Here is a 22023-nt window from a genome sequence, read left to right as displayed (position 1 = left end):
CTGCCATGAACATCCTGCTCATCGTGATCGCCATCATTGCGATCATTCTTCTGCTGACCGGCGGATTCGTGCAGTCTCTGAACTTCCTGCTCTGGGTCGGCATCGTCCTGCTCGTCATCGCCGTGATCGTCTGGCTCGTGAGGATGCTCACCGGCAGCCGACGCGTCTGACCGGGAGGGAGACACCATGAGTCTCGGAACCGGAATCGTCCTGTTCGTCATCGGCGCCATCCTGGCGTTCGCGTTGAACCTGCAGGTGGCCTGGATCGACCTCCATCTGGTCGGCTACATCCTGATGGCCGCCGGCGCGATCGGCATCATCATCGGCATCGTGCTGCTGACCCGCCGCCGCCAGTCGGTTGCGACGACGCGCACGGCTGTCGACCCCGCCTCAGGCGAGCGCGTCACCCGTCGCACCAGCGACACAGACGACCCCATCGTCTGAACAATCGAGTCCGGAGTCATGCACGCTCGCGCCCGGCGCGTCGCGTGCATCACTCCGGACTCGTTTGCGTCTACATGGTGTCGAGGATGGACGTGAGATGGGCGAAGGTGGTGGTCGGGTTCACGATGGCGAACCGGGTGTTCGGACGTCCGTCGTGCGAGCTGGGCGTGACGAACGCACGCTGCTCGTCGAGTAGCCTGGCCGACCAGCGCGCGTAGTCGTCGCGGGTCCAGCCATCCCGCTCGAAGACCACCACAGACAGCTGAGGCTCGCGCACCAGCCGGAAGCCGTCGCGAGACTCGATCTCGCGCGCGATCCGCTGCGCCACGTCCAGAGATGCTGTCACCGCCTCGCGGTACGCCGCCGCCCCATAAGTGGCGAGCGAGAACCACAGCGGGAGGCCGCGCGCCCTCCTGGTGAGGTGCGCTGCGTAGTCTGACGGACTCCACTCGGTGGTCTCCGTGAGCGTGTCCAGGTATTCAGCGTGCTGGGTGTGCGCCCTGCGTCCTGCCTCGGGGTCGCGATAGAGCAGCGCACACGCGTCGAACGGCGCGAACAGCCACTTGTGCGGGTCGACGATCGCCGAGTCCGCTCGTTCCACCCCGGCGAACCGGTGCCTGGCGGCCGGTGACAGCATCCCGGCCAGGCCGTACGCGCCGTCCACGTGCAGCCAGAACTCGTACTCGTCTTTCAGTGCCGCGATGGATGCGATGTCGTCCACGATGCCGAAGTTGGTCGACCCTGCCGTGGCGACGACGGCGAACACGGATGCGCCGTGCTCGTCGAGTGCTTCCCTCACGTTCGCGCCGGTGAGCATCCCGCTGTCGTCGGGTCGCACAGGCACGACCTCCACATCCATCACCTGTGCCGCGGACGCGATGGAGGAGTGCGCCTCTGCGCTGCAGACGATCTTCCAGCGGCCGTGCCCGAGCTGGTCGCCCCGCTCCGCGCGCGCATGCTCGCGGGCGGCGACGAGGGCGGAGAGATTGCCGAGCGTGCCGCCCTGCACGAACACCCCGCCGGTGGTCTTCGGGAGACCGAACTCGGCGGCGAGCCAGGCGAGCACCTGGTTCTCGGCGAACACCGCCCCCGACCCCTCCAGCCAGGAGCCGCCGTAGACGGCGCTCGCGGACACGACCAGGTCGAACGCGGTGGCCGCCTTGGTCGGCGCCGTCGGGATGAACGACAGATACTGCGGGTGGTCCGTGGTGATGCAGGCGGGAGCGAGGACGTGCTCGAACAGCGCCAGCGCGCGCTCGGCGCCGATCCCGCCCTCGACCACGGTCTGCCCGGCCAGCCGGTTCAGTTCGGCCTCCGACAGCGGCTTGTCGAGCGGGGTGTCCGTGCTCAGGATGCGCCGCCGCGAGTATTCGAGCACGAGGTCGACGAGACCGCGGGTCTCGTCTGAGACGGCGTGCATCCTGGTCGGCGTGGCGTCGGCTTTGCGGTTATCCATGTTTTCCTCTCGGGCCCACAGCAGACTCTCACAACACTTCGGCATTCTTTCGCCGCTGCGCGCAACGATCCCGCGCATCCACCGAGCTTGTCGCAACACTTCGCCGCACCCTCGTGCGGTTGACTGGTCGGATGCGCGACCAAGCCTTGTTCGTGAACGGTACCGTCGGCGTCGGCAAGACCGCTACCGCCGACGCCCTCAGCGCGCTCCTCATCGAGCGCGGGGTCCCGCACGCGATCGTCGACCTCGACGCCCTCCGCAGCGCGTGGCCCGCCCCGGCGGGCGATCCGTTCAACAACGCGCTGGAGCTCGCGAACCTCCGCGCTGTCGCCGCGAACCACCTGGCAGCCGGGGCGCGCGTCCTGGTGCTCGCCGGGGTGATCGAGGACGCGGCGGCGGTGCGGCTCTACGAAGACGCGGTCGGCAGCATCCCGCTGACCGTCGTCCGGCTCACCGTCGACCCAGAGGTCGGTGCGGCCAGGCTGCGCGCCAGGCACCGCGAGGACGCGGCGGGTCTCGCCTGGCACCTGCACCGCCACGGGGAGTTGGATGCGGTGCTCGCCTCCGCGGGCGTCCCCGGTCCGACCGTGGACACCACCAGCGCGTCGCCGAGGCAGGTGGCCGAGGCGATCCTGGCGATGGTGGGCTGACCGAGCCCCGCCGGCGGCACAGAGCCTCGGCTCAGCGCAGCCGCTCGATCATGCCGTGCAGGATGCGGAACGCACTCGCCTGCTCTTCCTCCGTCATGTCGCCCAGCATCCTGAGCTCGACACCGCGGACAGCGACCGTCGCCACCTCGAGGCTTCGCCGTCCGCGCTCCGTGAGCCGCGTGGGGAGCACCTTCCCGACCGACGCCTCCGCCGGCCGCACCACGGAGCCGTCGCGCTCGAGGTTCTGGAGCAGCACGTTCATCGACTGCCGGGTCACGAAGGTTCCCCGGGCGAGCTCGGAGTTGGACAGGCCGGGGCGCTGTGCAAGCAATTCGAGACACGAGTAGTGCGTGATGGTCATCCCGAGCGGGCGCAGCACGGCCTCCATGGCGGCGCGGAGCGCGCTGGACGCCTCTTTCAGCAGGTAGCCCAGCGAGGTCTCCAGGTCCACGCCCGCTCCGTCTTGACTCATGTCAGTAGTCTGACATAGGTTGATGCGTGTCAGATAACTGACACATCACGAAGGAGCATCACCATGCCCGTCACCGGCCCCGACTTCATCTCCCTGCAGGCGCGCGATCTCGACGCTTCGCGAGCGTTCTACGAGCAGTACCTCGGACTGGTCCGCTCGCAGGCCGGCCCGCCGCACGCCGTCGTCTTCGAGACGACGCCGATCGCGTTCGCCCTCCGCGACGTCGTCCAAGGCACCGACCTCGACGCCGTCGCCCAGCCGGGCATCGGAGCCGCCCTCTGGCTGCACGCCACCGACGTCCAGGCCATCCACGACGCGCTCGTCGCCGACGGTCACACCATCGTCGCCGCGCCGATCGACGGTCCTTTCGGGCGCACCTTCACCTTCGCCGACCCGGACGGTTACCAGATCACCCTCCACGACCGCACCTGACACGAGAACGCGCCTGAGGCGCACGCGGGCGGCACGCGGCACGCGGGCGACGCGCACGCCGCCCGCGCACGCGATCAGGAGGTCGCGACGACCTCGAACCCGGCCGAGAGCAGCGCAGCTTCACGGGAAGACGGACCGACGAGCAGCTCGAAGTCCCCCGCTTCCACGCGGCGGACTCCCGCGGCGTCCACGATCGAGCAGTCCCTGACGGGGAGCTCGATGCGCACCCTGACCGACTCGCCAGGGGCGAGGTCGAGCTGGCGGTACGCCTTCAGCTCCCTGTCCGTCCAGCTCACGCTCGTGACGGTGTCGCGCACGTAGACCTGGACCGTCTCGCGGACAGGACGTGCGCCGGTGTTGCTCACGGTGACCTCGGCGACGATGTCGTCGTGCGCACCGAGCTCGGTGCGCACGAGCGCCAGGTCGGCGTACTCCACCGTCGTGTACGACAGCCCGTGGCCGAACGCCCACGCGGACTCCTGGGTGAGGTCGGCGTAGCGGTCGCCGTGCTGCCCGCGGATCTGGTTGTAGTACGTCGGCTGCTGGCCGACGTGCCTGGCGAACGAGATCGGCAGGCGGCCGGACGGCTCGATCCGGCCTGCGATGATCTCGGCGAGCGCCTGCCCGCCCAGCATCCCCGGGTTGGCCGCCCAGATCACGGCTGCGGCGTTCGCGACCGACGGCGGGAGGACGAGCGGCTTCGAGGCGAGGAGCACCACCACGACGGGCTTCCCCGTCGCGATCATCGCGTCGAGCAGTGCGATCTGGCCGCCGATCAGTTCGAGGGTCGCGGTCGAGCGCCCCTCGCCGACGAGCTCGATCCTGTCTCCGACCACGGCCACCACCACGTCGGATGCCTCTGCGGCCGCGACGGCCTCGGCGATCAGCGCGGCGTCCGGAGCGGCAGGCACGACCACGGAGGGCCGCGGCTGTCCGTCCTGGAACGTCTTTCCGCGCGGGTCGTCCTCGAGCGTGAGGATCTCCGCGCCCCTGGCGTGCTGGACGCTCCAGCCGTCGATCGCGCTCAGGCCGTCGAGCACGGTGGTGATCATCTCGCGGGGCTGGCCGTCCAGCCAGCCCGCCTGCCCCGATCCGCCCGCCCAGTCGCCGAGCTGGCTCTGGGCGTCGGCGGCGAGCGGGCCGACGAGCGCGACCCTGAGCGGCTCGGCGGCGAGCGGCAACGTCCCGTCGTTCTCCAACAGCACGATCGAGCGCCGCGCGATCTCCAGGTTCAGCTCGGCGTGCTCAGCGCTGCCGACGACGGCGTCGAGTTCCGCAGAGGGGAGGCGCGGGTTCTCGAACAGTCCGAGGTCGAACTTCAGCGTCAGGATGCGCGCGACGGCGGCGTCGAAGTCGTCGCCGGAGAGCATCCCCTTCTCGACGGCCTCCAGCGCGCCCTCGTAGAACATCGGCGTGGTCATGACCATGTCGTTGCCCGCCTTCACCGCGGCGGCCGCGGCGTGCGCGTAGTCGGGCTGGACCTTCTGCTCCCAGACCATGCGGCCGACGTTGTCCCAGTCGGTGATGAGCGTGCCCGTGTATCCCCACTCGCCGCGCAGCACCTCGCTGAGCAGCCAGTCGTTCACCGTGATCGGCACGCCGTCCGTGCTCTGGTAGCCGAGCATGAAGGTGCGGCAGCCCTCACGGGCCACGCGCTCGAATGGCGGCAGGAACCAGCTCCGGAGCTTGCGCCGGGAGATGTCGGCCTCGCTCGCGTCGCGGCCGCCCTGCGTCTCCGAATAGCCGGCGAAGTGCTTCGCGGTCGCGAGGATCGCCGTCGGATCGTCGAGCCCGTCGCCCTGGTAACCGCGCACCATGGCGCTCGCCAGCTCTCCGATGAGGAACGGGTCCTCACCGAAGGTCTCGCTGATCCGTCCCCAGCGGAGGTCCCTGGCGATGCACAGCACAGGAGAGAAGGTCCAGTGCACACCGGTCACGGCGACTTCTTCTGCTGTGGCGCGGGCGACCCGCGCGATCAGGTCCGCATCCCACGATGCCGCCATGCCGAGCTGGGTCGGGTAGATCGTGGCCCCCGGCCAGAACGAGTGCCCGTGGATGCAGTCCTCCCCCACGAGAAGGGGGATGCGCAGCCTGGTCTCCTGCGTGAGCCGGTTGGCCTCCAGAATGCGTTCGGGCGAGGTGTGCAGGATGGAGCCGACGTTGCGTCGCAGGATGTGGTCGCGCAGGTCGTCGCGGGCGTCGAGCTGCAGCATCTGCCCGACCTTCTCCTCCACGCTCATGCGTGCGAGGAGATCAGCGACACGTTCGGCTGTCGTCAGCGATGGGTCCTGGTACGGAAGGGTTCCCGATGCCAGAACCGGGGATGCTGATGGCAGTGTTGAGGTCATTCGGTCTTGACTTCCCGTGTGTGTTCGGCCGAACCGGCGGCAGAGGTATCCGTGCGCACCTGGGTGACGGCGTTGTTGATGTTGATGCCCTTGCGCTTCATCGCACGGGCGCGCTCGCCCGCCGAGCGGAGGCGGGGGTTGACGTACTCGTCGATGCCGAAGTTGATCAGCGACAGGGCGACGCCGAGCAGTGCGATGCACAGGCCGGCGGGGACGTACCACCACCAGTACTCGGGGAACGCGTTGTTCTGCTGCGCCCAGAACAGGATGGTGCCCCAGTTGAGGTTGGACACCGGGATGACGCCGATGAACGCGAGGGTGGTGAGCCCCAGCACCGCTGCCGTCATCGTGCCGACGAAGCTCGACGCGATGATCGCGAGGAGGTTCGGCAGCATCTCCACCAGGATGACGCGGTGCAACGGCTCACCGTTCGCCCGCGCCGCCTGGATGAAGTCGCGGTTGCGCAGCGACATGGTCTGCGCCCGCAGCACGCGTGCGCCCCAGGCCCAGCCGGTCAGACCGAGCACGGCGGCGATGAGCCACAGCGGAGGGTCGTCGAACTGGGAGGCGACGATGATCATCAGCGGCAGTCCCGGGATGACCAGGAACACGTTCGACAGCGCGGACAGCGATTCGCTCTTCCAGCCGCGCAGGTAGCCGGCGGTCACGCCGACGATGATCGCGACCACGGTGGCCATGATCGTCGCCAGGAACCCGACCACGAGCACGCCGCGCGTTCCGAAGACGAGCTGGCTGAACACATCCTGACCGATGTGGGTCGTGCCGAGGAGGTGCTCGAACGACGGCGGCTGAAGGGTCTCGTTCAGGTTCTGCGCGTTCGGGTCGTACGGGGCGATCCACGGGGCGAAGATCGCGACGAGGATGAACACGGCCATGATGATCAGGCCGGTCGCGGACTTGGGGTTGCTGAACATCGCGAGCGACGCCTTCAGCTGCGACCAGAAGGTGGCCTTCGTCGGACGCTGCCGGTCGGCGACCGCGACCGCGAGGGTCTCGGGAGCGCCGACGCCTGCCGGCTGCGCGAGCGTCTGCGCGTCCTGCGTGACGGTCTGCGATTCTTGTGCGGGGGTTGTCATGATCAAGCCTCCGTCTGACGGGTGCGTGGGTCGAGGATGGCGTAGGCGATGTCCGCGAGGATGTTCGCCACCAGCACTGCCAGGACCAGGACGAGGAAGATGCCCTGCATCAGTGCATAGTCCTTCGCACTGGTGGCGTTGAGCAGCAGCAGGCCGATGCCGGGGTAGGAGAAGACCATCTCCATTACGATCGTGCCGCTGACGATGAAGCCGAGGGCGAGCGCGAAGCTCTGGATCTGCGGGAGCACCGCGTTGCGCGCGGCGTAGCGCCAGAGCACGCGGCGGTTCGGCATCCCCTTGGCCTGCGCGACGGTGATGTAGTCCTCGTCGAGGACAGTGAGCATCATGTTGCGCATGCCGAGCACCCAGCCGCCGATCGAGACGATCACGATGGTGATCATCGGCAGCGCAGCGTGGGAGATCACCTCGCCGATGAAGTCGGCGTTCCAGCCCGGCTCGACGCCCAACTCGTATGCGTGCCCCGCGGGGAACCAGCCGAGCGTCGTCGAGAACACCGCGATCAGGATCAGCCCGACCCAGAAGTACGGAACGGTTCCGAGGAACGTCGTGATCGGGACGAACACATCCAGTCGTCCGCCGCGTTTCCAGCCGATCACCGCGCCCAGGCTCGTGCCGATCAGGAAGGAGATCACGGTGGCGAAGCCGACGAGGCCGAGCGTCCAGGGCAGGGCGGAGGCGATCGCCTCTCCCACCGGCGCCATGCCCGTGGAGATGGAGACGCCCAGGTTGCCGTGGAACAGCATGTTCCAGTAGTCGAGGTACTGCTGCCAGAGCGGCACCGACGTGTCCAGGCCGAACATGGCCCTCAGCGCCTTCTCCGCATCCGGGGTCAGCTGGCCCTGGCTGCGCGCCATATACGACGAGACGGCGTCGCCCTTCATCATGCGAGGCAGGAAGAAGTTGATGGTGATCGCCGCCCACAGGGTGAACGCGTAGAAGGCGGCTCGTCCGCCGATGAAACGCCAGGGGATGCGGACGCCGCGGCGCTCCGCCCTGGCCGCCATCGTGCCGACAAGCGTGGGATCAACGGGAGTCTCGACGCTCACAGCGCACCTCCTGACGTCTGTGCGGCCAGCGATCCGAAGTGCTTCTCCGGGTCGGGGGACGCGGCGCGAAGCTCGCGCGTGTATGGGTCTTTCGGCCGGAGGATGACGTCATCCGCCGTTCCGTGCTCGACGATCCTGCCCTGGTTGAGCACGATGATCTCGTCGCTGAAGTGCCTGGCCGTCGCCAGGTCGTGGGTGATGTAGAGGACGCCGAGCCCTTCCTGGCTCTGCAGCTCGGCGAGCAGGTTCAGGACGCCGAGGCGGATCGACACGTCGAGCATCGACACCGGCTCGTCGGCGACGAGCAGTGCGGGGCGGGATGCGAGCGCGCGGGCGATGGCAACGCGCTGACGCTGACCGCCGGAGAGCTCGTGCGGGCGACGGTCGATCACGGCGTCCGCATCCAGCCGGACGCGCTGCAGCAGCCGCCGCACCTCTCCGTCCACCTCTTTGCTCGGGACCACGTTGTCCAGGCGCAACGGGCGCTCGATGTGGTGGCGGATCGAGTGCGACGGGTTCAGGGAGGCGAAGGGATCCTGGAAGACCATCCGCAGTTGCTGGCGGTACTTCCGCAGCCGTTTGCCGGAGCGGGGAACAGGGGTGCCGTCCAGCAGCACCTCTCCGCTGGTCGGCGTCTCGAGCTGGGTGAGGATCTTCGCGATGGTCGACTTGCCGCTGCCGGACTGGCCGACCAGACCGATGGTCTGGCCGGGGCCGAGGGTGAAGCTGACGTCGTCGAGCGCCTTGAGCTGTCCCGCTCCGCGCACGTTGTAGATCTTGGTGACGTTCTTGAACTCGAGCGTGGTCATCGGACGACCACTCCTCTCTCGCCCGTGAGGCGTGGGAACGATCGGAGCAGCTGGCGCGTGTATTCGTGCTGGGGGTTCGTCCAGATCTGTTCTGCGTCTGCGAGCTCGACGATCTCCCCTTCGCGCATGATCGCGATGCGGTCGCTGATCTCCAGCAGCAGCGGGAGGTCGTGGGTGATGAAGACGACGGAGAAGCCGAAGTCGTGGCGGAGCTGCGAGATCTGCTTGAGGATCTCACGCTGCACGAGCACGTCGAGTGCGGTGGTGGGCTCGTCCATCACCATCAGCTGCGGGCGGAGCGCGAGGGCCATGGCGATCATCACGCGCTGGCGCATACCGCCGGAGAGCTCGTGCGGGAACGAGCGCAGGCGCTGAGCGCCCACCTTCACGATCTCGAGGAGTTCGGCTGCCTCCGCGCGTCGCTGGGCCTTGCTCATCCCCGGGCGGTGCACCAGGAACACGTCCTCGAGCTGAGAGCCGATGGTGGCCACCGGGTTGAGGGCGTTCATGGCTCCCTGGAAGACCATGGAGACCTTGTTCCAGCGGAACCGGCGCATCTCCTCCGCGTCGAGGGAGTTGATGTCGATGTCGTCGCCGCCTTCGTCGTGGAAGATGACGCTGCCGCTGCTGATGACGGCCGGGGGCTTGAGGAGTCGCTGCACGCCGTAGGCGAGCGTGGTCTTCCCACACCCGCTCTCACCGGCGAGGCCGACGATTTCACCACGTTTGATGTCGATGGTGACGTTCTTGACCGCCTCGACGGGCGGGTCGACGTCGTACACGACCGAAAAATCGCGCACGGAAAGAAGGGAGTCTGTCATAGGGATGTCGCTTTCACGCTGACCGCGGACGATCCGGGGTGGACTCGGGCTCGGAGAGCCCTCGTCCACCCCGGACGCGCAGGTTGCTTACTTGCTTGCCGGCTTCAGGTTCATGAGCACCTGGACGGCCGACGGCTGGGTGGGGTCAGCAGTCGCGTACTGGTTGCTCTCGCTCGGCCACCCCGTGAACTTGCGGGTGTTGTACTCGGCGAGCTGCGGGTGCGTTCCGATCGGGATCGCCGGGACGTCCTCCACGAAGATCTTCTGCAGCTTGTTCAGCGCAGCGGTGCGTGCGGAGTCGTCGGAGGACTGGGCGTACTCCTTGAGCAGCGCCGTCGCCTCCGGGTTGTTGTAGCGACCGAAGTTGTCCGCGACCTTGCCGTCCGCTGCCTGCTCGAGGTATGCGCCGTTCATGACGTCGTCGTAGATGTGCCACGGGTTCGAGCCGGAGCCGGTCCAGTGCAGCACGGCGTCGAAGTTGCCGGAGGCCACGTTCGCGGTCCAGGTGTCGGCGTCAGGGGTGGCGACCTTCGCGTCGGCGCCGAGCGTGTTCTTGATCTGCGTCGCGACCAGCTGGATGCCGGTGACGTAGTCGTTCCAGCCCTGAGGGTCGGACAGCGTGAAGGAGACAGGGTTGCCAGACGGGTCGATCAGCGCGCCGCTCTTCCAGGTGTACCCGGCGTCGGTGAGCACCTTCTTGGCACCGTCGACGTCGATCTTGAACGTCTGGTCCTTGTACTCGGGAGCGATGTACTGGTCGCCGGTCGGCTGCGGGATGCCCGTCACGTTGGTCAGCTCCGGGCCGGCGTTGCTGCGCGCCTTCTCTGCGTGCGCCTTGCGGTCGATGACCATGTTGACGGCCTTGCGGAACGCCACGTCGTTGAACGGAGCCTTGGTGTTGTTGACCAGGATCATGTCCGGGCTCAGGACGTTGGCGCCCCAGAACACGTTGTGCTTCGGGTCCTTGTCCACGTAGTTCTTCTGGTAGTCCGTGATGAAGATCTGCGCCCAGTCGGTCTCGCCGCTCTGCAGTGCGCGGAGGAGGCCGGTGTTGTCGTTGTACTCGAGGTACTTCAGCTCGCCCACCGGGACCTTGCCGCCCCAGTAGTCGGTGCGCGCCTTCAGCACGACGCCCTGCGACGAGAACGTCTTGACCGTGTACGGGCCGGTGCCGATCGCGTCCTTGACCGCATCCTTGGTCGGGTCTGCGATGCCCTTCCACTGGTGCTCCGGGACGATGCCGACCTGCAGCACGTCGCCCTGCTTGACGAACTTCGACTCGCTGAAGTTCAGGACGACGTTGTCCCCGTCCTTCTTGACCTCGGTCAGCTTGAGGCCGCCCAGGTCGAGTGCCGGGGTGCTCTTGATCAGGTTGTACGTGAAGACGATGTCGTCCGCGGTGAAGGGCTTGCCGTCGCTCCACTTGACGTTCGCGCGCGGGGTGACCGTGAGCTGCGTGTAGTCGGAGTTCCACTGGACCTTCGAGGCGAGCCACGGGGTGGTCTCGTTCTTGCCGACCGGGTTGACGAGCGCGAGGGGCTCGTAGATCATCCGGTCGTATCCGAGCGACATGCCGGAGCCTGTGGTGATGAACGGGTTGTTGATCTGGGTCGCGAGGACGGCTGCGCCGTCGGGCTTCGCGACTGTGAGCGAGCCTCCGCTCGCACTGTTCGCTCCTGATGAGCCGCTCGATGAGCAGCCAGTGAGCGCGAGTGCGCCGATGGCCATGATCGCGGATGCCGTGATCAGGGTTTTCCTAAGCCTCATTGCTTCTCCTTCATGACGGGCACATTCGCTGTGCCCTCTTGGTGCGTGTTGTCGGCCGACGATAACTTGCTTACTGGTCAGAAAGCAAGTCGGTCCGAGGTTACTGAGTGGTAAGCTCGCATGCAAGCAGCACGAGACAGAGGACGGCACGAATGGTCACCACGGGCGGCAGCACCAGTCCGCGCCCGGAGACCGAGCGCAAACGCAAGAAGATCCTCCGCGCGGCGATCGAGACCTTCGGCACGAAGGGCTCGGCAAACGGCACCCTGACGGACATCGCCGAGCAGGTCGGGATGACCCACGCCGGTGTGCTGCACCACTTCGGAACCAAGCAGAACCTGCTGCTCGAAGTGCTCGAGTTCCGCGACCAGGACGACGTCGCCCACTTGGCCGACCGCCACATCCCCGGCGGTCCCGCACTGTTCGCCCACCTCGTCGACACGGCGCTGCGCAACGCCCAGCGGCCGGGCATCGTGCAGGTGTACACCGTGCTCTCGTCCGAGTCCGTGACAGACGACCACCCGGCGAAGTCGTACTTCTTCGACCGCTACCACACGCTCCGGCTCGAGATCGACGATGCCTTCCGTGAGCTCTGCGCGCAGGAGAACGTGACGGATCCGGACACGATCGACAAGGCGGCGGCGTCCATCCTCGCGGTCATGGACGGACTGCAGCTTCAGTGGCTGCTCGATCCGACAGCGATCGACCTCGCCAAGGCCAGCGAGTTCGCCATCGAGGCGATAGTGAACGGCGTCCTGCACCCTGGACCTGCCGTGTCGTCGTACGTCCGGACGCCGTAGCAGGGCGTCGAGCAGTGCACAACACCCCGGAATCCGACATCGCCAGCGACGCCGACCTCGTCGCGCGGCTGATCGCCACGCAGCACCCCGACCTCGCCGGTCCGCTCACGCTCGTCTCCGACGGCTGGGACAACCTGATCTACCGGCTCGGCGATGCGTACGCGGTGCGCATCCCGCGCCGTGAGGTCGCCGCGCACCTGATCGAGCACGAGCAGCAGGTGCTGCCCGCGTTCGCGGCGCGCGTCGGGGTCGGCATCCCCGCTCCCGTGCGTATCGGCGTGCCGTCGGAGCTGTTCCCGTTCGCGTGGAGCATCGTGCCGTGGGTCGACGGGATCGACGGGGCCGAGGTGACGGCGGAGGAGCGCGCATCCATCGCCCTGCCGCTGGCGGCGTTCGTCGCAGCACTGCACGAACCGGCGAGCGGCGACGTCCCGGCCAACCCCGTGCGCGGCGTACCCCTGGCGACCAGGGATGCGGCAGTCCAGGAACGGCTGCGCCACCTGTCGGAGCGGATGGAGGTGGCCGACCTCGCTGACGCGTGGCGGGATGCGCTCGAGGCGCCGGCGTGGGATGGGCCGCCGATCTGGCTGCACGGCGACCTGCACCCTGGCAACCTGGTGCTGACGCCCGACCTCGCCCGGCTCGCCGCGGTGATCGACTTCGGCGACGTGACCGCCGGCGATCCGGCCACCGACCTCGCGACCGCGTGGCTGACCTTCGACCAGGATGCGCGCGCCGTGTTCCGCGCAGAGCTCACCCGTCTCTCCCCCGCTGCGCTCGTCGACGACGCCGCCTGGCGCCGCGCCCGCGGCTGGGCGGTCACAATGGCCACGGCCCTCGCCGCCAACTCCGACGACAACCCCCGCATGGCCGGCCTCGCAGCTCACGCCCTCGCCCAGCTCACCCCCGCATAATCGAGTCCGAAGTTGTTCACATCCTCAATCGGCGTGTCGCCTGAAGAGGTTCGGACTCGATGTCAGTGGGTACGGTCGAGGGCGGCGCGGATGCGGTGGGCGGAGGCAGCGCCGATGGAGCGCCCAGCCGCGGCGGAGGCCGGGCGGGTCGCCGGGTCGAGCGGGTTGACGCCGAAGGCGGCGAAGGAGGCTTCGTCGGCGTAGACGACGTGCACGGGAGCCGGAGCGAGCGACTCCAGCTCACCGGGAGGGATCTGGCCGAAGCCGGGAACGCCGTCCAGGATGGGCGCGACCACCAGCACCCAGTCCGAACCGGCGGCGAGATCGGCGTTCGCGAGCGAGCGCATCCCGCCGTCCATGTATCGACGATCTCCGATGGTCACGGGCGGCCACACCCCCGGCACGGCGCAGCTGGCAGCGACGGCCGCGCCGAGGCGCACCCCTGACGCGGCGTCGAAGACGCGGAACTCGCCACTGACCGCATCCACTGCCGTGATCAGCAGGCGTCTGTCCGGCCATTCCTCGTACGGCAGGCGCGCGTCGATCGACACCATGCGTTCCGCCTCGGCCACGGTCTGCGTGTCGAGAGCGAGTCGGCCGATCGCCTGCAGGCTCTCCGCTGTGGATGCGTCCGGTTGCGCCGCCGCCATGAACCGCTCCATCAGGGCGGCGAGGTCGACGCGGGGGTCGAACTCTGCGGTGTCGTCGGAGACCTGCGCTGCGTACAGCGTGTCCAGGTCGACGCCGCTGGCGAGCTGCGCCGCCACCGCCGAACCCGCCGATGTGCCGATGAACGTGACCTCCGGCGCGAGGAGGTGTTCGGCGAGCTGCGGGTCGGCGTCGGCGATGCCGGCGATCACGCCGACCTCCCACGCGATCCCCGCCACCCCGCCGCCTGCGAAGACGAGCGAACCGTTGGTCATGGCCAGACACTACCCCGCGCCGGCCCGATCGAGCCAGAAGACGACGAAGGCCGCACCGGATGCATCCGGTGCGGCCATGTCGTGCGTCGCTGTCGTGCTGCTCGCCGCGGAGTTACGCCTGCGCTGCCGCCTGGGCCAGGTCGGTGATGAGCTGGTCGCCGGGGATCGCCGGCACGAACTCGGCCTCGATCTCGGCGCGACCGAGCAGCTCGGTCATGCGGCGCTGACGCTGACGCGGGATGAGCGTGACGACCGTGCCCTGCTTGCCGGCGCGGCCGGTGCGGCCGGAACGGTGCAGGTAGGTCTTGTACTCGTCGGGCGCGTCGGCCTGGATGACCAGATCGATGTCGTCGACGTGGATGCCACGGGCGGCGACGTCGGTGGCGACGAGCACGTTGACCCGGCCGCTGGTGAGCTGGCCGAGGTTGCGGGTGCGGCGGGACTGGTTGAGGTCGCCGTGCAGGCTGACGGCCGGGATGCCGGCGTCGTCGAGCTGGTCGGCGAGCATCTCGGCGAACGCGCGGGTGCGGGCGAAGACCAGGGTCTTGCCGTCGCGGTCGGCGAGCTGCTCGATGATCGCCGCCTTGTCGCGGTGCTCGATGACCAGCACGCGGTGGTCGATCGTGGAGGACGCCTGGTCTTCGCCGGCGACCTCGTGCACGGTCGGGTTCACCAGGAACTCGTCGACGAGCTGGGCGACACCCTTGTCGAGGGTCGCGGAGAACAGCAGCTTCTGGCCGCCCTCCGACGTCTCGCGCAGGATGCGCTGCACCGGCTCCAGGAAGCCGAGGTCGCACATGTGGTCCGCCTCGTCCAGGACGGTGATGACGACCTCGCTGAGGTCGAGACGCCCCTGCTCGATGAGGTCCTCGATGCGGCCGGGGGTGCCGATCACGATGTCGACGCCGCGCTGCAGCGCTCCCACCTGACGGGCCTGCGGCACACCGCCGTAGATCTGCGTGGTGAACAGGCCGACGCTGCGGGCGATCGGCTGCACGGTGCGGTCGATCTGCAGGGCGAGCTCGCGGGTGGGTGCCAGGATGAGGGCGCGCGGCTTGCGGCCCATCTGGCGCTTGCCGCCCGACTTGCCCGATTCGGCCCAGAGGGTCATCAGTCGCTCCACCATGGGGGCGCCGAAAGCGATGGTCTTGCCGGAGCCCGTGCGGCCGCGGCCGAGGACGTCCTTGCCTGCCAGCACATCCGGGGTCGTCGCAGCCTGGATGGGGAACGGCCGGTCGGCGCCGAGCTCGGCGAGCGCGCGGACGATGTTGCCGCCGAGGCCGAGGTCGCCGAAGGTCACGCCGTCGACGTCCTTCGCCTCGATGGCGTCTGCCTCGAGGCGCTCGAGCACGACGTCGTCATTCGCCGTGAACGCGGGCTTCTCGTCGCGCGACGGGTAGAACGACGACGAGCTGTCGCGGCGCGGTGCGCGGTCGGCGTCGAACGAGCGGCGGGGGCCGCGGTCGTTGTCGAAGTCACGACGCGGACGGTCGTTGTCGAACGAACGACGCGGACGGTCGTTGTCGAAGTCGCGACGGGGAGCGCGGTCGTCGTTTCCGCGACGCGGGCGGTCGTTGTCGAAATCGCGACGCGGAGCGCGGTCGCCATCGAACGAACGACGGGGTCGGTCGTTGTCGAAGTCACGACGCGGTCCACGGTCGCCGTCGAACGAGCGCGGAGCGCGGTCCTTGTCGAAGTCGCGACGGGGAGCGCGGTCGTCGTTTCCACGGCGCGGGCGGTCGTTGTCGAAATCGCGACGCGGTCCACGGTCGCCGTCGAACGAACGCGGAGCGCGATCCTTGTCGAACGAACGCGGAGCGCGGTCCTTGTCGAACGAACGCGGAGCGCGGTCCTTGTCGAAGTCGCGGCGCGGTGCGCGGTCGCCGTCGAACGAACGACGCGGTGCGCGGTCGCCGTCGAACGAACGACGCGGACGGTCGTTGTCGAAGTCGCGGCGCGGTGCGCGGTCGCCATCGAACGAACGACGCGGACGGTCGTTGTCGAAATCGCGACGCGGAGCGCGGTCGCCATCGAACGAACGACGCGGACGGTCGTTGTCGAAGTCGCGACGCGGAGCGCGGTCGCCATCGAACGAACGACGCGGACGGTCGTTGTCGAAGTCGCGACGCGGAGCGCGGTCGTCACGGCCGCGCGAGCGGTCGCCGTCCGGCTGCCAGGTGCGGCGTGCGTCCTTGCCGCGGGGCTCCCAGTTCGGGCGCTCCTTGCGGGCGCCGGTCGAGCCTGCGCCTTCGCGCCCGCCATCGCGGCTTCCGCCATCGCGGCTTCCGTACGTTGCGCGACCGCGGGCCGCGCGCTCGTCCTCCGACCAGCGGGCCTTCTTCGGGGCTGCGCCCTCTTCCGCCGCGCGGTATCCGCGGTGGCTGGGGCTGCGGCTGCCTGCCTTGGGGGCACCCTTGCGGGCGCCAGGAGCGCTGTTGTTTCCGTGCTTCTTGAATCCGGGCATGGATGTCTTCCTGGGTTGTTCTCGTTATGCATGACGAAGCACGCGGATCGTTACCGCGCTTCAAAGGAGAACCCGGGCAGTCTTTGGCCGGGGCCGTTCACATACAGTGATCATTCGCCTGCCGAACGGCGGCGAAACCGGCCCACCTGACTTACAAACCCATCCGCACGAACGTGCGGTGTCAAGAGCCGACCTATCTACGATACAGGAACAAGCCTGAGCGTGGGCGGTGACTTTTCGCCACCGTCCACGCTCAGGCTCATCGGTGCGATCAGACCCGCTTGCTCGCCTTCACTGCGGCGAAGTACTCGTTTGCCGGCTTGAGGAAGATCAGCACGGTGGCGATCACGCCGACGACCACGCGGGCCGCGCCGAGACCATAGCCGCCGAGGATGCCGAAGAGCGAGAGCACGGTGACGATCAGCAGCACGATGCGCGCCCAGTTCGCGCCGCGGCGCATGAAGAACGCGAACAGCACGTACGCCGCGATGTAGAGGATGCCGAACACCACGGCGAGCGCGACGGACACGCCGACCGTCGCGTTGAGCGTCGCGTCGGAGATCTGCTGGCCCTGGTTCGCGAGCTGCTTCTGCACGTCGTCCTTGAGCGATCCGACCGTCGCGAGCGAGACGATGAGCGCGATGAGGCTCAGCGCGGCGCCGACGATGTACAGCCAGAACGCGATGTTCACCTGCTGCGGCGGAGCGACGGGTGCGCCGCTTCCCGCCGGGGACGACGACGCGGGGTAGCTGGCCGGTGGGGTGGTATCACTCATGGTGTTCTCTCCTAGAACGTCGATGTTGCACACGGACGCTGGTCGGCGAAGACCCAGCCCGTCGCACGGTAGTCCTCGGCCCGCTGTTGAGCAATGGTCAGTTCGGAGGTTGCCACAGCTCGATCGCGAGCCCCTCCGGATCGTGGATGCGCGCGAAGCTCCCGTACTCCGTGTTCGTCCACTCGTCTTTGCGTTCCACCTGGATGCCCGCCGCTTCGAGGCTCGCCGCCAGCGCATCCAGCTCGGTGACCCGTAGGTTGAGCATGAACGCCTGGTCGGCGGCGAAGTAGTCGCTGTCGGCGGGGAACGGGGCGAACACGGTCATCCCTGCCTCCTGCTGCCAGACGGATGCCTGCCCTGCGTCGATGCCGAGGTGCTCCTTGTACCAGGCGGCCCGCGCATCCGGGTCGCCGCTGCGGAAGAAGAGTCCGCCGATTCCTGTCACGGGCATGTGAGCCTCCTCGTGTCCTGGTCCCCTCATTCTGCCGCGCCAGGGGATGGCAGCGCCCTACTCCGCCAGGTTGTCGCTGATCGCGTCCAGCGCCAGCGACTTCGCCGTGGTCGCAGCGTCGCCGAGGCGCTGCGTCACCGCAGCGACCAGCCCCTCGATGAGGATGGCCTGCGGAAGCCGGGAGGCGAGGGTGATCTCGTCGCGGAAGGTCAGGTCGGGCATGGTCACGACCAGTGCGACGTCGGCGGCCTGCGCGATCGGGCTGCGCACGAACGCGGTCACCGCGATCACGGTCGCGCCCGCCGCCGTCGCCGCGCCGGCCGTGCGGAGAGTGGATGCGTTCGAGCCGCTCCCGCTGACCGCCAGCAGCACGTCGCCTGGCGAGAGCAGCCGCGCGGTGATCTGCTGGCCGATCACGTCGAGCGGGGACTCCGCTGCCCGGCCGACGCTGGTGAGGCGGGCGGCCGCATCCAGCGCAAGAGGGGCAGAGAGTCCGTTGCCCACCGCGACCACGCGGCGGGCGGAGACGAGTGCCTCGACGGCGCGCTCCACCGCGTCCGCGTCGAGGAGGGCGACCATGTCGTCCACCCTGCCTGCGATGTGGGTGAAGGTCTGCGTGACGATGCCGGCCGACCCGACGGGCGCGGCGGCCTCTGCTGCGACGGGGCGGTAGCCCGCGTCCCTGGCGAGCAGCACGCGCAACTGCTGGTAGCCGGTGAAGCCGAGGCTCTGGCAGGTGCGCACCACGGTGGCACGGGAGGCGCCGGCCAGCTCGGCGACCTGCTGCGAGCTGAGCTCCACGATCTCCGCCGAACGCTCCAGCAGCACGGCCGCGACGGCCTGCTCCGTCGGCAGCAGGGAGGGGAGGACGGAGCGGATGGTCGCGATGACCTCGCCGGGACGGTGGTCGGTCATCGTGGCTCCTTCGGGCCGGCCGCCGCGGCGATGCGCTCGACCTCCGCCGCGTCCAGGTCGAAGATCTCCGTGCCGTCCTCCGCGCTGGGCGCGGCGACGAACATGACGGTCGGGTCACCCTCCAGCGGGAGGTCGATCACCGCGAAGCCGGAGCCGACGGTCGCGCGCTCCGTTCCGGCGGCGGCGATGGGATCTGAGCTGTTCGCCGTGCCAGGGGCGACGACGACCGGGATGCCCTCCGCGACCGTGCTCATGGCGTGGTGGTAGTGCCCTGCCAGCACGAGCCGCACATCGCCGGATGCGCACGCCTCCAGCACCCCGGACGGGTTCTGCAGTTCCAGAGCGGCCAGCAGCGCACTCGCGGCGGGGATGGGCGGATGATGCAACACCACGACGGTGCCGTGCGCGGACGGGGATTCGACGACGCCGCGCAGGCGGTCGAGAGCAGCCGCATCCACCGCCCCGTAACCGGCGCCAGGCACGGAGGTGTCGACCGTGACCACCCGGATACCGGCGACCTCCACGACCGTCTCGCGGGCGCCGAGCACGCTCTCGAAGCCGTCGCGGAGGTCGTGGTTGCCCATCGCGTAGACAACGGCGGCTCCGTGCTCGGAGGCCCACGGAGCGATCCGCCCGGCGAGCAGCCTGTACGACTCCGCGCTGCCGTCGTCCGACAGGTCGCCTGACACCGCGACGAGGTCGACGACACCGAGCGAGGACGCGCGGGCGAGGACACGGTCGAGCGCGGCGAGCGTGTCGACCATCCCGTAGTGCAGGCTGCCGTCGCCGAAGAGGTGGGTGTCGGAGATGTGCAGGATGCGCAGGCCGCGCTCGGCAGGGAAGCTCACGACGTCACCCTATTCCGTCGCCTTCAGCTCGATGCTCTCCGCGCGCACCCGACGCGCCGAACGACGCCGAACGGCCGTGACCACCGGCAGCTCCCAGTGCCCGGAGATGATGCGGTGGCGCACCAGGCCCGAGAGCTGGTCGATGATCATGGTGACGACGATGACCACGATCATCAGCATCCCCACCACGTCCCAGATGCGGAACTGGATGTTGTCGACCAGCATCTTGCCGATGCCGCCCGCACCGATCAGGCCGAGGATGGCGGACGCGCGCACGTTGATCTCGAACCGGTACAGCCAGAACGCGAGCACGTCCGGCTTCGCGTTCGGCCACACGCCCCAGCGCATGATCTGCACCCGCGAGCCGCCCGCGGCTGTCGCCGCCTCGATGGCGCCGCGGTCGACGGACTCGAAGCTCTCGTAACCCCACTTGCCGAGCGTGCCGATCGAGCCGATCGCGATGGCGAGCGCACCGGTGTATGCGGTGAGCCCGGTGACCGACAGCATCAGCACGGCGATCACGACCTCCGGCACAGCGCGCAGCACGGCGAACACCGCGCGGAGCGGCCAGCGCACCACCGCCGGGGTCAGCCCTCTGGCGGCGAGCAGGCTCAGCGGGAACGAGACGATCACGCCGATCACGGTGCCGAACCAGGCCATCGCGACGGACAGCATGGTCGCGGAGAGCGCATCCGGCAGCTTGTCCCAGGCGGGAGGCAGGAACATCAGGCCGAGGTAGTGGGCGAGCTTCTGCGGGAGCTGCCACAGTGCATCCCAGGAGATGTCGACGCCCCAGAAGGCGGCGACCACCACGACGGTGACGATCACCCACACGACCGTGCGCGCGATCCGCAGCGGCTTGCGCGGCCGCAACTGGCTCGGGATGCGCGTGGCGGGGCTGGTGCGGTCGGCGATGGTGGGCGCGGTCATCGGATCAGCCTCCGCCTGGTGTATGAGCTGAGCAGCTCGAGCAGCACGACGAGGATGAGGATCTCGAAGATGATCATGCTGAGGTAGTGGTACTGGTAGAAGGTGCGCACCTTGTCGATGAGCATCCCGAGACCGCCGGCGCCGACCAGGCCGATGACGGTGGATGCGCGGATGTTCAGCTCGAGCACGTAGATCGCCTGCGACAGGTAGGTGGGCGCGACCTCCGGCACCATCGCGGCGCGGTTGGCCTTGAACCAGGTGCCGCCCGCGGCGAGCGCCGCCTCCTGGCCACCGCGGTCGAGGCCGTCGAGCGCTTCGGAGATGAGCTTCACGATGATGCCGACGTTGAAGAGCACGAGCGCCAGGATGCCGGACAGCGCCCCCGTGCCGACCACGGTCACGAACAGGGAGGCGTAGAGCAGGTCCGGCACGCTGCGGACGACGTTCATCACGAACCGCACGATGCCGAGGACGACGCTGTTCGGGTTGGTGGCGCGGGAGGCGAGGAACGACAGCGGCAGCGCGATGATCACGCTGACGGCCGTGGAGATCACGGCCATCTGCACGGTCTGCAGCAGCCACGGCAGCGTCTCGGGGAAGAACGTGTAGTCCGGCTGGAAGAGCTGGATGAGGGTGTTGGAGGCGTTCTGCGCGTTGGCGAAGAGTGCGCCGACGTCCACCTGCACGGCGATGGCCGACCAGACCGTGATCGCGGCGAGCACGGCGATGGTGACGACGACTTTCCACGCCGAGCGCGGTTTGACGGGGCGGGCGTTCTGCGCCGAACCGGTGGTCACGCTCGTCACGGCAGCACCGCCGGGGCGTCGAGCACGTCCTCCGCGGTGAGGGAGCGGCCGTAGATCGACTCGAACACGGATTCGTCCGCGCCGGCGCCAGGGCCGTCGTAGACGACCTCGCCGTTGCGCAGCCCGATCAGGCGGGTGCCGTAGCGGCGGGCGAGGTCGAGGAAGTGCAGGTTGACGACGACGGTGATGCCGAGTTCGGCGTTGATCCGCTGCAGGTCGCGCATCACCACGTGGGAGGTCGGAGGGTCGAGGGAGGCGACGGGCTCGTCGGCGAGGATCACCTTCGGCCGCTGCGCCAGGGTGCGCGCGATGGCGACGCGCTGCTGCTGACCGCCGGACAGCTCGGAGGCGCTGGAGTACGCCTTCGAGACGATCTCCACGCGCTCGAGCGCCTGCATTGCGAGTTCAACGTCGTCGGCCGACCACGCCGCGAGCAGCGTCCGCCAGGCCGAGGTGTGGTGCAGACGGCCCATCAGCACGTTGTTGAGCACCGTGGTGCGCTTGGCGAGATTGAAGCTCTGGAACACCATCCCGACCTCGCTGCGCAGGGTGCGCAGCCGCTTGCCGCGCAGCCCGGAGAGCTGGTAGTCGCCCACGGTGATCTCGCCGGACGTGATCGGGACCAGCCCGTTGATCGTGCGGATGAGCGTCGACTTGCCTGCGCCGGACAGCCCGACGACGGCGACCATCTCGCCGGGCTCGATGGTGAGGCTCACGTCCCGCAGCCCGGAGAATCCGTTGGGGTACGTGACGCCCACGTTCTCGAATCGGATGCGCGCTCCTGACGACTCCGTCATCTCGTCTGTCCTTCCTTGCCGTCGATACTGTCGATGC

Annotated in this window: 23 protein-coding genes; 6 read left to right on the top strand and 17 right to left on the bottom strand. The window is 68.7% G+C overall.

Annotated features, from left to right (window positions below; all coding sequences use genetic code 11):
• Nucleotides 1-5 precede the first annotated feature (5 nt).
• The gene (locus tag ASE16_RS20030) at nt 6-170 is read left to right on the top strand and encodes a hypothetical protein (protein ID WP_168690344.1); all 165 of its coding nucleotides are present in this window, start codon (nt 6-8) and stop codon (nt 168-170) included.
• Between the two features lie 16 nt (nt 171-186).
• Nucleotides 187-444, top strand: a complete 258-nt coding sequence (locus ASE16_RS18425) for a DUF6458 family protein (protein ID WP_055898548.1) — start codon at nt 187-189, stop codon at nt 442-444.
• Between the two features lie 70 nt (nt 445-514).
• Here ASE16_RS18425 and ASE16_RS18420 read toward each other — a convergent pair whose 3' ends face one another.
• Nucleotides 515-1900 carry a pyridoxal phosphate-dependent decarboxylase family protein gene (locus ASE16_RS18420; protein WP_055898545.1) on the bottom strand — a complete coding sequence of 462 codons (1386 nt, stop codon included), beginning with the start codon at nt 1898-1900 and terminating at the stop codon, nt 515-517.
• 131 nt (nt 1901-2031) lie between these two features.
• On the opposite strand from ASE16_RS18420, the gene ASE16_RS18415 reads away from it, so the two are divergent.
• Complete coding sequence (locus ASE16_RS18415) at nt 2032-2550, top strand: AAA family ATPase (RefSeq protein WP_055898542.1); 519 nt, start codon at nt 2032-2034, stop codon at nt 2548-2550.
• A 31-nt stretch (nt 2551-2581) separates the two neighbouring features.
• Here the strand turns inward: ASE16_RS18415 and ASE16_RS18410 are convergent, their stop codons facing one another.
• Nucleotides 2582-3022, bottom strand: a complete 441-nt coding sequence (locus ASE16_RS18410; protein ID WP_055898539.1) for a MarR family winged helix-turn-helix transcriptional regulator — start codon at nt 3020-3022, stop codon at nt 2582-2584.
• Between the two features lie 63 nt (nt 3023-3085).
• On the opposite strand from ASE16_RS18410, the gene ASE16_RS18405 reads away from it, so the two are divergent.
• Nucleotides 3086-3454: a VOC family protein gene (locus ASE16_RS18405; protein ID WP_055898537.1), complete on the top strand. Its 369-nt coding sequence runs from the start codon at nt 3086-3088 to the stop codon at nt 3452-3454.
• 74 nt (nt 3455-3528) lie between these two features.
• Here the strand turns inward: ASE16_RS18405 and ASE16_RS18400 are convergent, their stop codons facing one another.
• The 6 genes from ASE16_RS18400 to ASE16_RS18375 all read right to left on the bottom strand — a co-directional run bounded on the left by ASE16_RS18400 (nt 3529) and on the right by ASE16_RS18375 (nt 11363).
• Nucleotides 3529-5802 carry a glycoside hydrolase family 3 N-terminal domain-containing protein gene (locus ASE16_RS18400; protein WP_055898534.1) on the bottom strand — a complete coding sequence of 758 codons (2274 nt, stop codon included), beginning with the start codon at nt 5800-5802 and terminating at the stop codon, nt 3529-3531.
• Complete coding sequence (locus tag ASE16_RS18395; protein ID WP_082581571.1) at nt 5799-6899, bottom strand: ABC transporter permease; 1101 nt, start codon at nt 6897-6899, stop codon at nt 5799-5801. The genes ASE16_RS18400 and ASE16_RS18395 overlap by 4 nt, the downstream gene beginning before the upstream one ends.
• A 2-nt stretch (nt 6900-6901) precedes the next feature.
• Nucleotides 6902-7924 carry an ABC transporter permease gene (locus ASE16_RS18390; RefSeq protein WP_055899066.1) on the bottom strand — a complete coding sequence of 341 codons (1023 nt, stop codon included), beginning with the start codon at nt 7922-7924 and terminating at the stop codon, nt 6902-6904.
• A 38-nt stretch (nt 7925-7962) separates the two neighbouring features.
• Nucleotides 7963-8775: an ABC transporter ATP-binding protein gene (locus tag ASE16_RS18385; RefSeq protein ID WP_055898530.1), complete on the bottom strand. Its 813-nt coding sequence runs from the start codon at nt 8773-8775 to the stop codon at nt 7963-7965.
• Nucleotides 8772-9596 carry an ABC transporter ATP-binding protein gene (locus tag ASE16_RS18380; RefSeq protein ID WP_055898527.1) on the bottom strand — a complete coding sequence of 275 codons (825 nt, stop codon included), beginning with the start codon at nt 9594-9596 and terminating at the stop codon, nt 8772-8774. The genes ASE16_RS18385 and ASE16_RS18380 overlap by 4 nt, the downstream gene beginning before the upstream one ends.
• 87 nt (nt 9597-9683) lie before the next feature.
• The gene (locus ASE16_RS18375; protein ID WP_055898524.1) at nt 9684-11363 is read right to left on the bottom strand and encodes an ABC transporter substrate-binding protein; all 1680 of its coding nucleotides are present in this window, start codon (nt 11361-11363) and stop codon (nt 9684-9686) included.
• A gap of 152 nt (nt 11364-11515) precedes the next feature.
• On the opposite strand from ASE16_RS18375, the gene ASE16_RS18370 reads away from it, so the two are divergent.
• Nucleotides 11516-12163 (top strand): TetR/AcrR family transcriptional regulator, encoded by a 648-nt coding sequence (locus ASE16_RS18370; protein WP_055898521.1) that lies wholly within the window; start codon nt 11516-11518, stop codon nt 12161-12163.
• A 14-nt stretch (nt 12164-12177) separates the two neighbouring features.
• Nucleotides 12178-13077 (top strand): aminoglycoside phosphotransferase family protein, encoded by a 900-nt coding sequence (locus ASE16_RS18365; protein WP_055898517.1) that lies wholly within the window; start codon nt 12178-12180, stop codon nt 13075-13077.
• A gap of 62 nt (nt 13078-13139) precedes the next feature.
• On the opposite strand, the gene ASE16_RS18360 is transcribed toward ASE16_RS18365, so the two are convergent.
• The 9 genes from ASE16_RS18360 to phnC all read right to left on the bottom strand — a co-directional run bounded on the left by ASE16_RS18360 (nt 13140) and on the right by phnC (nt 21986).
• The gene (locus ASE16_RS18360; RefSeq protein ID WP_055898515.1) at nt 13140-14000 is read right to left on the bottom strand and encodes a patatin-like phospholipase family protein; all 861 of its coding nucleotides are present in this window, start codon (nt 13998-14000) and stop codon (nt 13140-13142) included.
• A gap of 112 nt (nt 14001-14112) precedes the next feature.
• The gene (locus ASE16_RS18355; protein ID WP_055898513.1) at nt 14113-16464 is read right to left on the bottom strand and encodes a DEAD/DEAH box helicase; all 2352 of its coding nucleotides are present in this window, start codon (nt 16462-16464) and stop codon (nt 14113-14115) included.
• A gap of 271 nt (nt 16465-16735) precedes the next feature.
• Nucleotides 16736-17239: a hypothetical protein gene (locus ASE16_RS18350; protein ID WP_055898511.1), complete on the bottom strand. Its 504-nt coding sequence runs from the start codon at nt 17237-17239 to the stop codon at nt 16736-16738.
• A 97-nt stretch (nt 17240-17336) separates the two neighbouring features.
• Complete coding sequence (locus ASE16_RS18345) at nt 17337-17690, bottom strand: VOC family protein (protein ID WP_055898508.1); 354 nt, start codon at nt 17688-17690, stop codon at nt 17337-17339.
• Between the two features lie 57 nt (nt 17691-17747).
• Complete coding sequence (locus ASE16_RS18340) at nt 17748-18605, bottom strand: MurR/RpiR family transcriptional regulator (protein ID WP_055898505.1); 858 nt, start codon at nt 18603-18605, stop codon at nt 17748-17750.
• The gene (locus ASE16_RS18335; protein ID WP_200949693.1) at nt 18602-19453 is read right to left on the bottom strand and encodes a metallophosphoesterase; all 852 of its coding nucleotides are present in this window, start codon (nt 19451-19453) and stop codon (nt 18602-18604) included. Before ASE16_RS18335 ends, ASE16_RS18340 begins: the two co-directional genes overlap by 4 nt.
• A 9-nt stretch (nt 19454-19462) precedes the next feature.
• Complete coding sequence (gene phnE / locus ASE16_RS18330; protein ID WP_082581570.1) at nt 19463-20383, bottom strand: phosphonate ABC transporter, permease protein PhnE; 921 nt, start codon at nt 20381-20383, stop codon at nt 19463-19465.
• Nucleotides 20380-21189, bottom strand: a complete 810-nt coding sequence (phnE, locus tag ASE16_RS18325; RefSeq protein WP_055898502.1) for a phosphonate ABC transporter, permease protein PhnE — start codon at nt 21187-21189, stop codon at nt 20380-20382. The genes phnE (ASE16_RS18330) and phnE (ASE16_RS18325) overlap by 4 nt, the downstream gene beginning before the upstream one ends.
• Nucleotides 21186-21986: a phosphonate ABC transporter ATP-binding protein gene (phnC, locus tag ASE16_RS18320; protein WP_055898499.1), complete on the bottom strand. Its 801-nt coding sequence runs from the start codon at nt 21984-21986 to the stop codon at nt 21186-21188. The genes phnE (ASE16_RS18325) and phnC overlap by 4 nt, the downstream gene beginning before the upstream one ends.
• Nucleotides 21987-22023: the final 37 nt, after the last annotated feature.

The sequence above is a fragment of the Leifsonia sp. Root227 genome, assembly GCF_001428745.1.
Lineage (GTDB): Bacteria > Actinomycetota > Actinomycetes > Actinomycetales > Microbacteriaceae > Leifsonia.
Note: the sequence above shows the minus strand (reverse complement) of the source record. Positions and strands in the feature narration are given on the sequence as shown.

Coding starts and splice junctions, on each gene's coding strand:
- ASE16_RS18375 (WP_055898524.1), bottom strand. CDS start 11,363: ATGAGGCTTAGGAAAACCCTGATCACGGCATCCGCGATCATGGCCATC.
- ASE16_RS18360 (WP_055898515.1), bottom strand. CDS start 14,000: ATGACCAACGGTTCGCTCGTCTTCGCAGGCGGCGGGGTGGCGGGGATC.
- ASE16_RS18420 (WP_055898545.1), bottom strand. CDS start 1,900: ATGGATAACCGCAAAGCCGACGCCACGCCGACCAGGATGCACGCCGTC.
- ASE16_RS18385 (WP_055898530.1), bottom strand. CDS start 8,775: ATGACCACGCTCGAGTTCAAGAACGTCACCAAGATCTACAACGTGCGC.
- phnC (WP_055898499.1), bottom strand. CDS start 21,986: ATGACGGAGTCGTCAGGAGCGCGCATCCGATTCGAGAACGTGGGCGTC.
- ASE16_RS20030 (WP_168690344.1), top strand. CDS start 6: ATGAACATCCTGCTCATCGTGATCGCCATCATTGCGATCATTCTTCTG.
- ASE16_RS18350 (WP_055898511.1), bottom strand. CDS start 17,239: ATGAGTGATACCACCCCACCGGCCAGCTACCCCGCGTCGTCGTCCCCG.
- ASE16_RS18390 (WP_055899066.1), bottom strand. CDS start 7,924: ATGGCGGCCAGGGCGGAGCGCCGCGGCGTCCGCATCCCCTGGCGTTTC.
- ASE16_RS18395 (WP_082581571.1), bottom strand. CDS start 6,899: ATGACAACCCCCGCACAAGAATCGCAGACCGTCACGCAGGACGCGCAG.
- ASE16_RS18355 (WP_055898513.1), bottom strand. CDS start 16,464: ATGCCCGGATTCAAGAAGCACGGAAACAACAGCGCTCCTGGCGCCCGC.
- ASE16_RS18425 (WP_055898548.1), top strand. CDS start 187: ATGAGTCTCGGAACCGGAATCGTCCTGTTCGTCATCGGCGCCATCCTG.
- ASE16_RS18415 (WP_055898542.1), top strand. CDS start 2,032: ATGCGCGACCAAGCCTTGTTCGTGAACGGTACCGTCGGCGTCGGCAAG.
- ASE16_RS18400 (WP_055898534.1), bottom strand. CDS start 5,802: ATGACCTCAACACTGCCATCAGCATCCCCGGTTCTGGCATCGGGAACC.
- phnE (WP_082581570.1), bottom strand. CDS start 20,383: ATGACCGCGCCCACCATCGCCGACCGCACCAGCCCCGCCACGCGCATC.
- ASE16_RS18340 (WP_055898505.1), bottom strand. CDS start 18,605: ATGACCGACCACCGTCCCGGCGAGGTCATCGCGACCATCCGCTCCGTC.
- ASE16_RS18370 (WP_055898521.1), top strand. CDS start 11,516: ATGGTCACCACGGGCGGCAGCACCAGTCCGCGCCCGGAGACCGAGCGC.
- ASE16_RS18405 (WP_055898537.1), top strand. CDS start 3,086: ATGCCCGTCACCGGCCCCGACTTCATCTCCCTGCAGGCGCGCGATCTC.
- ASE16_RS18345 (WP_055898508.1), bottom strand. CDS start 17,690: ATGCCCGTGACAGGAATCGGCGGACTCTTCTTCCGCAGCGGCGACCCG.
- ASE16_RS18410 (WP_055898539.1), bottom strand. CDS start 3,022: ATGAGTCAAGACGGAGCGGGCGTGGACCTGGAGACCTCGCTGGGCTAC.
- ASE16_RS18380 (WP_055898527.1), bottom strand. CDS start 9,596: ATGACAGACTCCCTTCTTTCCGTGCGCGATTTTTCGGTCGTGTACGAC.